At 59.3% G+C, this 12,674-nt stretch carries 16 protein-coding genes; 4 read left to right on the top strand and 12 right to left on the bottom strand.

Annotated features, from left to right (window positions below):
- Window positions 1-157: 157 nt before the first annotated feature.
- Window positions 158-637 carry a hypothetical protein gene (locus ACMGGK_RS02055; protein ID WP_049299898.1) on the top strand — a complete coding sequence of 160 codons (480 nt, stop codon included), beginning with the start codon at window positions 158-160 and terminating at the stop codon, window positions 635-637.
- A gap of 62 nt (window positions 638-699) precedes the next feature.
- On the opposite strand, the gene sspB is transcribed toward ACMGGK_RS02055, so the two are convergent.
- The 5 genes from sspB to zapE form a co-directional block, all read right to left on the bottom strand.
- Entirely contained in the window at window positions 700-1,200 is a 501-nt protein-coding gene (gene sspB, locus ACMGGK_RS02050) for a ClpXP protease specificity-enhancing factor (protein ID WP_049299899.1), read from the bottom strand.
- A 5-nt stretch (window positions 1,201-1,205) separates the two neighbouring features.
- Window positions 1,206-1,847: a stringent starvation protein SspA gene (sspA, locus tag ACMGGK_RS02045; RefSeq protein WP_004937082.1), complete on the bottom strand. Its 642-nt coding sequence runs from the start codon at window positions 1,845-1,847 to the stop codon at window positions 1,206-1,208.
- Between the two features lie 325 nt (window positions 1,848-2,172).
- Window positions 2,173-2,565, bottom strand: coding sequence for a 30S ribosomal protein S9 (rpsI, locus tag ACMGGK_RS02040; protein ID WP_004937080.1), 393 nt, complete (start codon window positions 2,563-2,565; stop codon window positions 2,173-2,175).
- 15 nt (window positions 2,566-2,580) lie between these two features.
- Window positions 2,581-3,009 (bottom strand): 50S ribosomal protein L13, encoded by a 429-nt coding sequence (rplM, locus tag ACMGGK_RS02035; RefSeq protein ID WP_004937079.1) that lies wholly within the window; start codon window positions 3,007-3,009, stop codon window positions 2,581-2,583.
- A gap of 264 nt (window positions 3,010-3,273) precedes the next feature.
- Window positions 3,274-4,401 (bottom strand): cell division protein ZapE, encoded by a 1,128-nt coding sequence (gene zapE, locus ACMGGK_RS02030; RefSeq protein WP_016930199.1) that lies wholly within the window; start codon window positions 4,399-4,401, stop codon window positions 3,274-3,276.
- A 231-nt stretch (window positions 4,402-4,632) separates the two neighbouring features.
- On the opposite strand from zapE, the gene zapG reads away from it, so the two are divergent.
- The 3 genes from zapG to degS all read left to right on the top strand — a co-directional run bounded on the left by zapG (window position 4,633) and on the right by degS (window position 7,732).
- Entirely contained in the window at window positions 4,633-5,034 is a 402-nt protein-coding gene (gene zapG, locus ACMGGK_RS02025) for a Z-ring associated protein ZapG (RefSeq protein WP_004937074.1), read from the top strand.
- A gap of 180 nt (window positions 5,035-5,214) precedes the next feature.
- Window positions 5,215-6,585 (top strand): serine endoprotease DegQ, encoded by a 1,371-nt coding sequence (gene degQ, locus ACMGGK_RS02020; protein WP_049299900.1) that lies wholly within the window; start codon window positions 5,215-5,217, stop codon window positions 6,583-6,585.
- Between the two features lie 88 nt (window positions 6,586-6,673).
- Window positions 6,674-7,732 carry an outer membrane-stress sensor serine endopeptidase DegS gene (gene degS, locus ACMGGK_RS02015; RefSeq protein ID WP_049299901.1) on the top strand — a complete coding sequence of 353 codons (1,059 nt, stop codon included), beginning with the start codon at window positions 6,674-6,676 and terminating at the stop codon, window positions 7,730-7,732.
- Window positions 7,733-7,803: 71 nt separating this feature from the next.
- On the opposite strand, the gene murA is transcribed toward degS, so the two are convergent.
- The 7 genes from murA to mlaF form a co-directional block, all read right to left on the bottom strand.
- Entirely contained in the window at window positions 7,804-9,063 is a 1,260-nt protein-coding gene (gene murA / locus ACMGGK_RS02010; RefSeq protein WP_004937068.1) for a UDP-N-acetylglucosamine 1-carboxyvinyltransferase, read from the bottom strand.
- Window positions 9,064-9,118: 55 nt separating this feature from the next.
- Complete coding sequence (ibaG, locus tag ACMGGK_RS02005; protein ID WP_004937066.1) at window positions 9,119-9,373, bottom strand: BolA family iron metabolism protein IbaG; 255 nt, start codon at window positions 9,371-9,373, stop codon at window positions 9,119-9,121.
- Between the two features lie 140 nt (window positions 9,374-9,513).
- The gene (gene mlaB / locus ACMGGK_RS02000) at window positions 9,514-9,816 is read right to left on the bottom strand and encodes a lipid asymmetry maintenance protein MlaB (RefSeq protein ID WP_016930202.1); all 303 of its coding nucleotides are present in this window, start codon (window positions 9,814-9,816) and stop codon (window positions 9,514-9,516) included.
- Window positions 9,816-10,445 (bottom strand): phospholipid-binding protein MlaC, encoded by a 630-nt coding sequence (gene mlaC, locus ACMGGK_RS01995; RefSeq protein WP_004937063.1) that lies wholly within the window; start codon window positions 10,443-10,445, stop codon window positions 9,816-9,818. Before mlaC ends, mlaB begins: the two co-directional genes overlap by 1 nt.
- A gap of 14 nt (window positions 10,446-10,459) precedes the next feature.
- Window positions 10,460-11,008 carry an outer membrane lipid asymmetry maintenance protein MlaD gene (gene mlaD / locus ACMGGK_RS01990; protein WP_004937061.1) on the bottom strand — a complete coding sequence of 183 codons (549 nt, stop codon included), beginning with the start codon at window positions 11,006-11,008 and terminating at the stop codon, window positions 10,460-10,462.
- Between the two features lie 4 nt (window positions 11,009-11,012).
- Window positions 11,013-11,795, bottom strand: a complete 783-nt coding sequence (gene mlaE, locus ACMGGK_RS01985) for a lipid asymmetry maintenance ABC transporter permease subunit MlaE (protein WP_004937059.1) — start codon at window positions 11,793-11,795, stop codon at window positions 11,013-11,015.
- Window positions 11,796-11,799: 4 nt separating this feature from the next.
- Window positions 11,800-12,615, bottom strand: coding sequence for a phospholipid ABC transporter ATP-binding protein MlaF (mlaF, locus tag ACMGGK_RS01980; RefSeq protein ID WP_130017721.1), 816 nt, complete (start codon window positions 12,613-12,615; stop codon window positions 11,800-11,802).
- Window positions 12,616-12,674 lie beyond the last annotated feature (59 nt).

Here is a 12,674-nt window from a genome sequence, read left to right as displayed (position 1 = left end):
TACCATCAGAGGCTCGGCATATTGCCGGGCCTCTGTTTTTAGCCTGCCACGCTTTGTAACAACCTTACCTCTCCCCACCGCCTCAACGCGCTATAGTATTGAGTTAGCACCATTGCGGGGCGCGGCTGCGCCTGACACCGAGATAAGGATAGCGAACATGAAATGCTCCATTTCCCTGTTGGCCGGCGCGCTGCTGGCCGTCAGTTTCAGCGCTTCAGCCATGGCGCTGGATTCGCAGGAGGTTGGTTACAATATCGAAGCGCGCGGCGCACGGCCGGTCGTGGTGCAGTTGGGCAAGGCCGGGCAGTTCGGCGCCGTGGAAAACAGCATCCGGCTGGGGGACGACAGCTGGATTGCCCTGGCGCCCAAGTTGGCCGGCGGCGGCAATGCCGGCTTTACCGCCGGCATCAAATCGGCCCTCTCCGCGGCCCTGATCTACAATCCGGCGGCGGTGTTGCAGGCGCTCAACAAAGGCAACGATCTGCCGCTCAATGACATTTGCACCGCGCCGCCGGAGGTGCAAGGCGACACCGCCATCACCAGTTTCCGTGAGCGCGCAACCCACGCCCTATCTACCGTGCGCGTAGGCGATCTCAGCGCGCCGCGCGACGCCTGCATTGCCGCCTTGAAAGGCTGAGCGCGTCTGCCGGGCAAAAAAAAGCACCCCCATGGGGTGCTTTTTCGTTTGTTCTCACGGGGTTATTTCACCACGCGCAGCGCCGGGCGGCCACCGCGCGGCGGCTGCGGCGGTTCGTCATCCGGGCCGTTGTCTTCCGCGGTATCCGGGCGATCGCCGTCGATCACCGACATCAGGGTTTCCGAAGGGATCGTCTCATTGTCCAGACCTTCGAACACGCCTTCGCTTTCGTCGTAGGTGGCTTCCGGTTCGAACATCGTGCCGGCGCCGTTTTCACGCGCATAAATCGCCAGCACGGCGGCCATCGGCACCGAAACCTGACGCGGCACGCCACCGAAGCGCGCGTTGAACTGCACGTCTTCGTTACCCAACGCCAGGTTGCCTACCGCGCGCGGCGCGATATTCAGCACGATCTGACCATCGCGCGCGAACTCCATCGGCACCTGCACGTCCGGGCGAGTCACGTCGACCACCAGGTGCGGCGTCAGTTGGTTATCCAGCAGCCAGTCGTAGAACGCCCGCAGCAGATACGGGCGACGCGGCGTCATCTGAGACATGTCCATCGCGCTTAGCCCCGGGTCTGCAGGCGCATTTCACGCTCGGCTTCGGTCAGGGAAGCCAGGAAGGCGTCGCGTTCGAAGACGCGGGTCATGTAGCCTTTCAGCTCTTTGGAACCGGCGCCGCTCAATTCGATGCCCAGCTGCGGCAGACGCCACAACAGCGGCGCCAGGTAGCAATCCACCAGGCTGAACTCTTCGCTCATGAAATACGGCGCCTGACCGAAGATAGGCGCGATCGCCAGCAGCTCTTCGCGCAGTTGGCGACGGGCGGATTCCGCTTCCTGGCCGCTGCTCTTCTCGATCTTGTCCATCAGCGAGTACCAGTTCTTCTCGATGCGCAGCATCATCAGACGGCTCTCACCACGGGCAACCGGGTAAACCGGCATCAGCGGCGGGTGCGGGAAGCGCTCATCCAGATACTCCATGATGATGCGGGATTCATACAGGGTCAGTTCGCGATCGACCAGCGTAGGCACCGTCTGGTAAGGGTTGAGGTCAATCAGATCTTGCGGCAGGTTATCCATTTCGACCTGCTCGATCTCGACGCTGACACCTTTCTCCGCCAGTACGATACGTACTTGATGGCTAAAAATGTCGGTCGGGCCAGAGAACAGCGTCATTACCGAACGTTTGTTGGCAGCGACAGCCATGAAAACCTCCAAGTTATCTAGAAAATACTGCGAATAGCCAACTGACAGGCTGCTATCCTGAATAATCTTGCCGCAGGCCGGCAGCACGCAGCGCGACCCGAGCCCATAAAAAACCGGCCCAGGAGGTCAACTGCACGGCGAACAGGCGCAAAAGTGGGTGATAGTTTACCAGATTCTGCTTGTTTTGTGGGGACGGTGCGGCGAATTCATGTTGAATTGTCTGATATGCCACAGATTTTAGTCGGGGACGGCGGATTTCAGGCGTAAAAAAACCCGGTGAAGCACCGGGTTTTTTGCGTAAATCGCACTGCCGAAGCAGCGAAAATTAACGCTTGGAGAACTGCGGACGACGACGTGCTTTACGCAGACCGACTTTCTTACGTTCAACCTGACGAGCGTCACGGGTGACGAAGCCAGCTTTACGCAGTTCAGAACGCAGAGTCTCATCGTATTCCATCAGTGCACGGGTGATACCGTGACGGATAGCGCCAGCTTGACCGGAGATACCACCACCTTTAACGGTGATGTACAGGTCCAGTTTGCCAACCATGTCGACCAGTTCCAGCGGCTGACGAACTACCATGCGGGCAGTTTCGCGACCGAAGTACTGTTCCAGGCTGCGCTGGTTGATAACGATGTTACCGTTGCCCGGCTTGATGAAGACGCGAGCGGCGGAGCTTTTGCGGCGACCAGTGCCGTAGTATTGATTTTCAGCCATTGCCATTAATCCCGATTAAATGTCCAGAACTTGCGGTTGCTGTGCCGCGTGATTGTGCTCGGTGCCCGCGTAAACTTTCAGTTTACGGAACATAGCACGACCCAGCGGGCCCTTTGGCAGCATGCCTTTAACCGCGATTTCAATCACGCGCTCAGGACGGCGGGCAATCATCTCTTCAAAGGTCGCTTGCTTGATACCACCGATGTGGCCGGTGTGGTGGTAGTACACTTTGTCTGTACGCTTGTTGCCGGTTACAGCAACTTTGTCAGCGTTCAGAACGATGATGTAATCACCGGTATCCACGTGCGGGGTGTATTCCGCTTTATGCTTGCCGCGCAGGCGACGAGCCAGTTCAGTAGCGAGACGGCCTAAAGTTTTACCATCTGCATCAACAACGTACCAGTCGCGTTTTACGGTTTCTGGTTTAGCTGTAAAAGTTTTCATTAGAAAGCTTACCCAATAATTAGTTACACGTTGGTGAACACCCAAACGCTCGAAAACAGTTGAGGCTCACACGACCATACAAGTCCAGCAAACCTACCCCTTCGAATAGCCATTGCCGGCACTATAAAGTTTTTGGGAAAAAAAACTTTGTTGTAACGTGGGGTCGCAAGATTATAGAGAAGTCGCTCACAAAGATCGAACGGTTTTTGAATGGAAAATAAATTTATCGCCGGCGGCGGACAACCGGCGATAGGCCCGGCGGGCTCAGGGCAGATGCGGCAGCTTGAGGTACTCTTCGCTCTGCATTTCCTGCAGGCGCGACAGGCAGCGCTGGAATTCAAATTTCAGCTGCACCCCCTGATAGATCTCGAACATCGACGCTTCGGCGCCGATCACCAGCTTGATGTGCCGCTCGTAGAATTCATCCACCAGCGCCAGGAAACGGCGCGCGGTATTCTCTTTCAGCGGCCCCATCACCTGCACATTATACAGGATCACGCTGTGGTACAGCCGCGACAGCGCGATGTAGTCCAGCTGGCTGCGCGCCTCTTCGCACAGCGTGTGGAAATCCACCGCCAGCACGCCGTCCACCGAACGGATCGCCTGCAGCGGCCGATGGTTGATCTGCAGCACCGGCGCGTCCTCCCCCGCCTTGCCCGCCAGCTTGACGAACATCCGATCCAGCGCCTCGCGCGTCTGGTCGCTCAGCGGCGTCAGGTAGAGGTGCGCCTGGGTCAGGGTGCGCAGACGATAGTCGATGCCGGCGTCGACGTTCATCACGTCGCAGTACTCGTTGATCAGATCGATAGCCGGCAGGAAACGCGCCCGCTGCAGGCCGTTGCGGTACAGATCGTCCGGCGGGATGTTCGACGTGGCCACCAGCGTGATGCCGCGCGCGAACAGCGCCTGCAGCAGCGTGGCCAACAGCATGGCGTCGGTGATGTCGGAGACGAAGAATTCGTCGAAGCACAGCACGTCGGTCTCGGCCTTGAAGCCGTCGGCGACGATTTCCAGCGGGTTTTCCCGCCCCTGCAACTCGGTCAGCTCTTCATGCACCCGCAGCATGAAGCGGTGGAAGTGCAGGCGCATTTTGCGATCGCCCGGCAGACTGTGGAAGAACATATCCATCAACCAGGTTTTGCCGCGCCCGACGCCGCCCCACATGTACAGCCCCTGCACCGGGCGCTGAGGCGCCGTTTCGCCGCCCTTGCCCAGCAAGCGGCTGAGCTTGCCGCGCAGCCCGCCGGCCGGCGCGCTCGCCGCCGGCTTTTGCAGCAGAGCCTGATAAATGCGATCCAGTTGAGTGACGGCCCGGCGTTGAACCTCATCGGCCTGATATTCCCCCGCCTCCAGCGCCTGCTGGTAGCGAGATAACGGTGATAGTGCCTGCATCTGTTCGATGTTCCCTAAGAACGCTTAGAAATTATTTAGCCAACGTTGGCGGCAAGTTGATGCCGATTCGCACCGTTATCGCCACAAATGCCCGCTGCGGGCGCCGCTGAAAACCCTGTGAAAACCAGGTGGAAGCGCATCAGGATTCCACTCGGACAAGGTTAACGGTTATAGTGGATATTATTAAGTGAAAAATCCCTGCGGAACAACGAAGTCAAAATAGGAGTCATCATGACCTGGGAGTATGCGCTGATTGGTTTGGTCGTCGGTATCGTGATTGGTGCGGTGGCGATGCGTTTTGGCAACCGTAAATTACGTCAACAACAAGTCCTGCAGAACGAGCTGGACAAGAGCAAAACCGAGCTGGAAGAGTACCGTCAGGAGCTGGTCGGCCACTTTGCCCGCAGCGCCGAGCTGCTGGACAACATGGCGCGCGATTATCGCCAGCTGTATCAGCACATGGCGAAAAGCTCCAACAACCTGCTGCCGGATCTGCCGATGCAGGAGAACCCGTTCCGCTATCGCCTGACCGAAGCGGAAGCGGACAACGATCAGGCGCCGGTGGAAATGCCGCGCGACTATTCTGAAGGGGCCTCCGGCCTGCTGCGCGGTCAAAGCGCACGCCGCGACTGATATTCTTTCTTCGCCCGCGGGGCCACCCGCGGGGTTAATCCCGTTTGCGCCATATTGACCTTCCTTCGCATTACCTTTACTGAACTTTGCACGCAAATTCACGGTCTTACCCTTCACTATGACAAGGCGATTGCCTTATCATCAAATTTTCATCGGCAGGTATTGAGAGAGTTATCATCAATGAAGAAAAAGTCGTTAATTCTTAGTGCATTGGCAATGAGCCTCGGCCTGGCGCTCAGCGCCGCACCGGCGGCCAACGCGGCCCTGCCCGTCGCCGTGCAGGGGCAGCCGCTGCCGAGCCTGGCGCCGATGCTGGAAAAAGTCTTGCCCGCCGTAGTGAGCGTGCATGTCGCAGGCACCCAGGTGCAGCGTCAACAGCTGCCGGAAGAGTTCAGACGCTTCTTCGGCCCCAATTTCCCCGGCCAACAGCAGAGCTCCCGCCCTTTTGAAGGGTTGGGATCCGGCGTGATCATCGACGCCGCCAAGGGCTACGTGCTGACCAACAACCACGTCATCAACAACGCCGACAAAATCCGCGTGCAGTTGAACGACGGCCGCGAGCTGGACGCCAAGCTGGTCGGGCGCGATGAACAATCCGACATCGCCCTGCTGCAGCTCAGCGATACCAAAAACCTGACCGCCATCAAGATGGCCGATTCCGACCAGTTGCGCGTCGGCGACTTCGCCGTGGCGGTCGGCAACCCGTTCGGCCTGGGCCAAACCGCCACCTCCGGCATCATCTCGGCGCTGGGCCGCACCGGCCTGAATCTGGAAGGGCTGGAAAACTTCATTCAGACCGACGCCTCCATCAACCGCGGCAACTCCGGCGGCGCGCTGGTTAACCTGAACGGCGAACTGATCGGCATCAATACCGCCATTCTGGCGCCGAGCGGCGGCAACGTCGGCATCGGCTTCGCCATTCCGAGCAATATGGCGCAGAACCTGAGCCAGCAGCTGATCGAATTCGGCGAAGTGAAACGCGGCCTGCTTGGCATCAAGGGCAGTGAAATGACCCCGGACATGGCTAAAGCCTTCAACACCGACGCGCAGCGCGGCGCCTTCGTCAGCGAAGTGTTGCCGAAATCTGCCGCCGCCAAGGCCGGCATCAAAGCCGGGGATATTCTGGTTTCCGTCGACGGCAAACCGGTGAACAGTTTTGCCGAACTGCGCGCCAAGGTCGGCACCACCGCACCGGGCAAAACCCTCAAGGTAGGCCTGCTGCGCGACGGTAAATCGCAGGAAGTCTCGGTCACGCTGGACAACAGCGAGAGCGCCTCGACCAACGCCGAAACGCTGTCGCCGGCGCTGCAGGGGGTATCCCTCAGCAACGGCGCGCTGCCGAGCGGCGACAAGGGCGTGAAGGTGGAGAACGTGGATAAAGGCTCGACGGCGGCGCAAATCGGCCTGCAAAAAGGCGACGTGATCATCGGCGTCAACCGCCAGCGCGTAGACAGTATCACCGCACTGCGCAAGGTGCTGGAAGCCAAACCACCGGTGATGGCGCTCAATATCGTGCGCGGTAACGAAACCATTTATCTGCTGCTGCGTTAATTTGTGCAAAAACCGGGCTCGGTGACATACTGCGCCCGGTTAACTCATGCTATCCTCCGAACATCGTTCACCACACCACGAAAACTCCATGTTTGCTAAGCTCTTGCGTTCTGTCGTTATCGGTCTCATCGTTGCCGGCCTGTTGTTGGCCGCTCTGCCCATGCTGCGTTCTTCCAACGGTCTGTTTGCAGAGAAAACCGAGAATACCAGCGACGAAACGCCGGTGAGCTACAACAAGGCGGTGCGCCGCGCCGCCCCTGCCGTGGTGAACATCTACAACCGCAACCTGAACGGCGCCGCCAACGTGCTGTCGCTCGGTTCCGGCGTGATCATGAACGAACGCGGCTATATCATCACCAACCGCCACGTGATCAAAGACGCACAGCAGATCACCGTGGTGTTGCAGGATGGCCGCCGTTACGAAGCGCTGCTGGTGGGCTCCGACGGCCTGACCGATTTGGCGGTGCTGAAGATCGATCCCGGCAACCTGCCGGTGATCCCGACCAACAAAAACCGCGTTGCCCACGTCGGCGATGTGGTGCTGGCGATCGGCAACCCGTATAACCTGGGGCAGACCGTCACTCAGGGCATCCTCAGCGCCACCGGGCGCATCAGTATGAGCACCACCGGCCGGCAGACGTTCCTGCAGACCGACGCCTCAATCAACCGCGGCAACTCCGGCGGCGCGCTGGTCAACTCGCTGGGTGAGCTGATCGGTATCAACACCCTGACCTATGACAAAATCACCGACGGCGAAACGCCGGAAGGGCTGGGCTTTGCGATCCCGATCGAACTGGCCACCAAGATCATGGACAAGCTGATCCGCGACGGCCGCGTTATCCGCGGCTATTTCGGTATTCAGGGCAAGGAGATCATTCCGCTGCGCTCGTCCAATTCCGGCATCGATCGCCTGCAGGGCATCATCGTGACCGAGATTACGCCGAACGGCCCGGCGAACAACGCCGGCTTCCAGATCAACGACATCATCATCAACGTGGATAACAAACCGGCGGTGTCCGTGCTGGAGACCATGGATCAGGTGGCGGAGATCAGACCGGGCACCGAGATACCGGTTATCGTGCTGCGCGACGGCAAACGCATTACGTTGAAAATGACGGTGGGTGAATTCCCGGAAGACAGCAATTAAAAAAGGGCCGGCATTGATAGCCGGCCCTTTGCTATTCATCCTGCCGACGCAGCCGCGCCGGCGCTAATGACTTACTCGCCTTTCACACGTTCGATGTTCGCACCCAGCGCGCGCAGCTTGTCTTCAATACGCTCATAGCCGCGATCGATGTGATAGATGCGATCGACGACGGTCACGCCGTCGGCGATGCAGCCGGCGATCACCAGGCTGGCGGAAGCGCGCAGATCGGTCGCCATCACTTGAGCACCGGACAGCTGTTCAACGCCATGGCAGATTACGGTGTTGCTCTCGATCTCCGCGTGCGCGCCCATGCGGATCAATTCCGGCACGTGCATGAAGCGATTTTCGAAGATGGTTTCGGTGATAACGCCAGTGCCTTCCGCCACCAGGTTCAGCAGGCTGAACTGGGCCTGCATGTCGGTCGGGAAGCCCGGGTGCGGCGCGGTGCGCACGGTGACCGCTTTCGGGCGTTTGCCGTGCATGTCCAGGCTGATCCAGTCTTCGCCCACTTCGATATCGGCACCGGCTTCGCGCAGCTTGGCCAGCACCGCATCCAGCGTGTCCGGACGGGTGTTGCGGCACATCACTTTGCCGCCGGAAACCGCGGCGGCGATCAGGAAGGTGCCGGTCTCGATGCGGTCAGGCAGCACGCGGTACACGCCGCCGCCCAGACGCTCGACGCCCTCGATGGTGATCTTGTCACTGCCGGCGCCGCTGATCTTCGCGCCCAGCGTGTTGAGGAAGTTGGCGGTATCGACAATTTCCGGCTCACGCGCGGCGTTTTCGATAACGGTGGTGCCGGTCGCCAGGGTCGCGGCGCTCATGATGGTCACGGTCGCGCCCACGCTCACCTTGTCCATGACGATGTGCGCGCCCTTCAGACGGCCCTCGACGGACGCCTTGACGTAGCCTTCTTCCAGCTTGATCTCGGCGCCCAACTGCTCCAGGCCGGTGATGTGCAGATCGACCGGACGCGCGCCAATCGCGCAGCCGCCCGGCAGGGAAACCTGGCCACGGCCGAAACGCGCCACCAGCGGCCCCAGCGCCCAAATGGAAGCGCGCATGGTTTTCACCAGATCGTAAGGGGCGCAAAACTCGTTCACGCCGCTGGCGTCCACGAAGACCGAACCGTTGCGCTCAATCTTGGTACCCAACTGGTTGAGTAGTTTAATGGTGGTGTCGATGTCCTTCAGCTTGGGGACATTCTGCAGCTCGACCGGCTCTTCCGCCAACAGGGCGGCGAACAGGATCGGCAGGGCGGCGTTTTTGGCCCCGGAAATAGACACTTCACCGCTCAGGCGGGTCCGACCCTGCACACGAAATTTATCCATCTGACTACTCTCTGTTATCTAATCTGAAGCTGCCCGCCCGGCAGGGCAAACAGCCTTAAAATCCGTTGAGTTTGCGGTCTCGCTGCCACTCTTCAGGGGTGTACGCCTTAATAGACAAGGCATGAATGCGGTTGTCCGCAATGTATTCCATCAGCGGTGCGTAAACCGTCTGCTGTTTTTTGACGCGGCTCATGCCGGCGAACAGTTCACCGACCACAATCGCCTGAAAATGGCTACCGTCGCCCGTCACATGTACTTCATCCAGTGCCAATGCCTGCATCAGCACGTCTTTAATCTCGTTGGTTTCCATAGTATCCAGTTCTGCCGCTAAAGGATCATAAACAGCCTAGTATCTTAGTGGAATACGATGTTTTCTTAAACTAAAGAAAAAGCCCCTGCATAACAGGGGCTTTGTATCGTTTTGCCACGCAAGAGCGGCGTAAAACGCCGCTAACCGGCGGTATCGACAGGCATTATCGCCTGCAGGTTGTAGAGCGCGATCAGCGTTTTCAGGCGCTCGGTGGCGCCGAAAATTTTCAGCGCTACGCCGCGCTCGCGCTGCTCTTCCTGCAGATGCAGCAACAGCGCCAGCCCGGCGGAGTCCACGCGCTGCAGTTGCGCCACGTCGATCGCGGTTTTATCCGCCATCAGCGCGTCGCGCTGCCGCCACAGCGGCTGCAGCGTTTCCCGATCCAGTTCACCGCGCAGGATCAGCGTCTGCTGCTCTGATTCGAAGCTGAGCGCTGCCGACATCAGTTTTTCTTGTCCAGCGTGATAGGCTGCGCGGCGGCGGCCTGCAGCTGTTTGGTCAGGCCGTCGATGCCCTGAGTACGCAGCGTAGACGCCCACTCATTTTGCTTGGTGGTGATCATGCTGACGCCTTCGGCGATCATGTCATACGCCTGCCAGTAGCCGGTTTTGCTGTTCTTGCGCCATTGGAAATCCAGACGCACCGGCGGACGGCCACCGTTGTCGATGATGGTGACGCGAATAGCCACGATGTCGGCATTGCCCAGCGGCTGTTCAGGCGCGATCTGGTAAGTCTGGCCGTGATACATCGCCAGCGCCTGGCCGTAAGCCTGCTCCAGGTAAGCCTGGAAGGCGGTGAAGTAAGCTTCGCGCTGCGCAGGCGTTGCCTCTTTGTAGTAACGCCCCAGCACCAGCGCGCCAGCGTATTTCACCTGCACGAACGGCATCAGTTCCTGATGCACGATGGCACGCAGGTAGTTCGGGTCCTGCTTGATCTTCGGCTGTTCGTTCTTCAAACGGCTGAAGGTCTTCTGCGCCGCTTCTTGCATCATGCTGTAAGGATTGGTTTGGTCGGCTGCGCTCGCCAGCGGTGCAACCACCAGCAGAGCCACCATCAGTAAACGTTTAAACATGCAGGTATCCTCTCTTAATGATTTGGAACAGCGGGTTGCGGTGCGGCGCCGGCAGCCGGCTCAGCGGCCGCGTCTCCCGATTTGGCGCTGTCCTGACCGCCGCTTTTATACAGGAACTGGCCGATCAGGTCTTCCAGAACCATGGCTGATTTGGTGTCCTGAATGGTGCCGCCATCTTTCAGGATGGTGGTGCCCATATCAGGATCTTCGAAGCCCACGTTAAGCGCCAGATATTGCTCGCCCAGCAGGCCGGAGGTACGGATCGCCAGCGAGCTGGTATCCGGGATTTGGTCGTACTTTTTCTGGATATCCAGCGCCACGCGCGGCGTGTAGGTTTTCGAATCGAGTTCGATGTCCGCCACGCGGCCGATCACCACGCCACCAATCTTCACCGGCGAACGCGGTTTCAGGCCGCCAATGTTGTCGAACGTCGCGTAAATGCGGTAGGTCGGCTCGCTGCCGATCGATTTAAGGTTCGCCACCTGCAGGCAGATAAACACGATGGCGCACAGCGCGATCAGCATAAATGCCCCAACCCAGATTTCACTCTTCTTCGTTTGCATCGAATCAATTCCCAAACATCAGTGCGGTCAGCACGAAATCCAATCCCAACACCGCCAGTGACGAATGCACCACGGTACGCGTCGTCGCCCGGCTAATCCCTTCAGAGGTAGGCACGGCGTCGTACCCATTGAAAATGGCAATCCAGGTTACGGTAATGGCGAATACCACGCTTTTGATCAGGCAGTTGAGCAGATCTTTTTTCCACTCCACGGCGCCCTGCATCGCCGACCAGAAGAAGCCGCTGTCGATGCCTTTCCAGTCCACGCCGACCACCGAGCCGCCCCAAATGCCGATCGCCACGAAAATGATGGTCAATAGCGGCATGCTGATCAGCCCGGCCCAGAAGCGCGGCGCCACGATGCGCCGCAGCGGATCGACCGCCATCATTTCCAGGCTGGAGATCTGCTCCGTCGCCTTCATCAGGCCGATTTCCGCCGTGAGCGCGGAACCGGCGCGGCCGGCGAACAGCAGCGCCGTGACCACCGGCCCCAGTTCGCGCAGCAGCGACAGCGCCACCATCATGCCGAGGCTGGCCTCGGCGCTGTAGGTGGTGAGCACGATATAGCCCTGCAGGCCCAGCACCATGCCGATAAACAGCCCGGAGACCATGATGATCAGCAGCGACTGCACGCCGACGCTGTAGAGCTGTTTCAACAGCAGCGGCCACTGCTTGCCGGGTTCCGGCCGGCCAATCAACGCGTTGAACAGCATCAACCCGGCGCGGCCGAAGCTGGCGCTGGTGTTGATGCCACTGCGCCCCAACGACGCTAACGCTCTTAATAACATGAGCTTATTTACTCCCTAAGCCTAGCAGTTCGGTCTGATAATCCCTGGCCGGATAGCGGAACGGCACCGGCCCATCCGCTATACCATCCAGGAACTGGCGCACGCGCGCATCAGGATTGTTCTGCAATTGCTGCGTGGTGCCTTCGGCGATCACCCGGTGGTCGGCCACGATGTAGGCGTAGTCGGCGATGCTCAGCACCTCCGGTACGTCGTGCGACACCACGATGCAGGTAATGCCCAGCGCATGGTTCAGCTCATCGATCAGCTTGACCAGCACTCCCATGGTGATCGGATCCTGGCCAACGAAAGGTTCGTCGAACATGATCATTTCCGGGTCCAGCGCGATCGCGCGCGCCAACGCCGCCCGGCGCGCCATGCCGCCGGAAAGCTCGTTGGGCATCAGCTGAGCCGCGCCGCGCAGCCCCACCGCTTCCAGCTTCATCAGCACCGTGCTGCGCAACAAAGGCTCCGGCAGGTTGCTGTGCTCGCGCAGCGGGTAGGCCACGTTTTCGAATACGGTCAAATCGGTAAACAGCGCGCCAGACTGGAACAGCATGCTCATTTTTTTGCGCGCGTCGTATAACTGACGGCGGGACAACGCGGGAATGTTGTCGCCGTCGAACCAAATCTCCCCGCTGTCCGGCGCCAGCTGGCCGCCTATCAGGCGCAGCAGCGTGGTTTTGCCGATGCCCGATGGCCCCATGATCGCCGTGACCTTACCGCGAGGCACCGTCAGGTTGATGTCTTCAAATATCCGTCGGTCGCCGCGCGAGAAGCTCATGTCGCGCACTTCGACCAAATTATCTGCCTTTTGGAGCATGTTAATGGACCCTTTACGACTCATCTTTTGCTGAATCTACCCGTGATGTTAAAGCAATG

The organism is Serratia sp. BNK-33-b (genome assembly GCF_048684565.1).
Lineage (GTDB): Bacteria > Pseudomonadota > Gammaproteobacteria > Enterobacterales > Enterobacteriaceae > Serratia > Serratia marcescens.
Note: the sequence above shows the minus strand (reverse complement) of the source record. Positions and strands in the feature narration are given on the sequence as shown.

Coding starts and splice junctions, on each gene's coding strand:
- ACMGGK_RS02055 (WP_049299898.1), top strand. CDS start 158: ATGAAATGCTCCATTTCCCTGTTGGCCGGCGCGCTGCTGGCCGTCAGT.
- sspB (WP_049299899.1), bottom strand. CDS start 1,200: ATGGACATGTCTCAGATGACGCCGCGTCGCCCGTATCTGCTGCGGGCG.
- sspA (WP_004937082.1), bottom strand. CDS start 1,847: ATGGCTGTCGCTGCCAACAAACGTTCGGTAATGACGCTGTTCTCTGGC.
- rpsI (WP_004937080.1), bottom strand. CDS start 2,565: ATGGCTGAAAATCAATACTACGGCACTGGTCGCCGCAAAAGCTCCGCC.
- rplM (WP_004937079.1), bottom strand. CDS start 3,009: ATGAAAACTTTTACAGCTAAACCAGAAACCGTAAAACGCGACTGGTAC.
- zapE (WP_016930199.1), bottom strand. CDS start 4,401: ATGCAGGCACTATCACCGTTATCTCGCTACCAGCAGGCGCTGGAGGCG.
- zapG (WP_004937074.1), top strand. CDS start 4,633: ATGACCTGGGAGTATGCGCTGATTGGTTTGGTCGTCGGTATCGTGATT.
- degQ (WP_049299900.1), top strand. CDS start 5,215: ATGAAGAAAAAGTCGTTAATTCTTAGTGCATTGGCAATGAGCCTCGGC.
- degS (WP_049299901.1), top strand. CDS start 6,674: ATGTTTGCTAAGCTCTTGCGTTCTGTCGTTATCGGTCTCATCGTTGCC.
- murA (WP_004937068.1), bottom strand. CDS start 9,063: ATGGATAAATTTCGTGTGCAGGGTCGGACCCGCCTGAGCGGTGAAGTG.
- ibaG (WP_004937066.1), bottom strand. CDS start 9,373: ATGGAAACCAACGAGATTAAAGACGTGCTGATGCAGGCATTGGCACTG.
- mlaB (WP_016930202.1), bottom strand. CDS start 9,816: ATGTCGGCAGCGCTCAGCTTCGAATCAGAGCAGCAGACGCTGATCCTG.
- mlaC (WP_004937063.1), bottom strand. CDS start 10,445: ATGTTTAAACGTTTACTGATGGTGGCTCTGCTGGTGGTTGCACCGCTG.
- mlaD (WP_004937061.1), bottom strand. CDS start 11,008: ATGCAAACGAAGAAGAGTGAAATCTGGGTTGGGGCATTTATGCTGATC.
- mlaE (WP_004937059.1), bottom strand. CDS start 11,795: ATGTTATTAAGAGCGTTAGCGTCGTTGGGGCGCAGTGGCATCAACACC.
- mlaF (WP_130017721.1), bottom strand. CDS start 12,615: ATGCTCCAAAAGGCAGATAATTTGGTCGAAGTGCGCGACATGAGCTTC.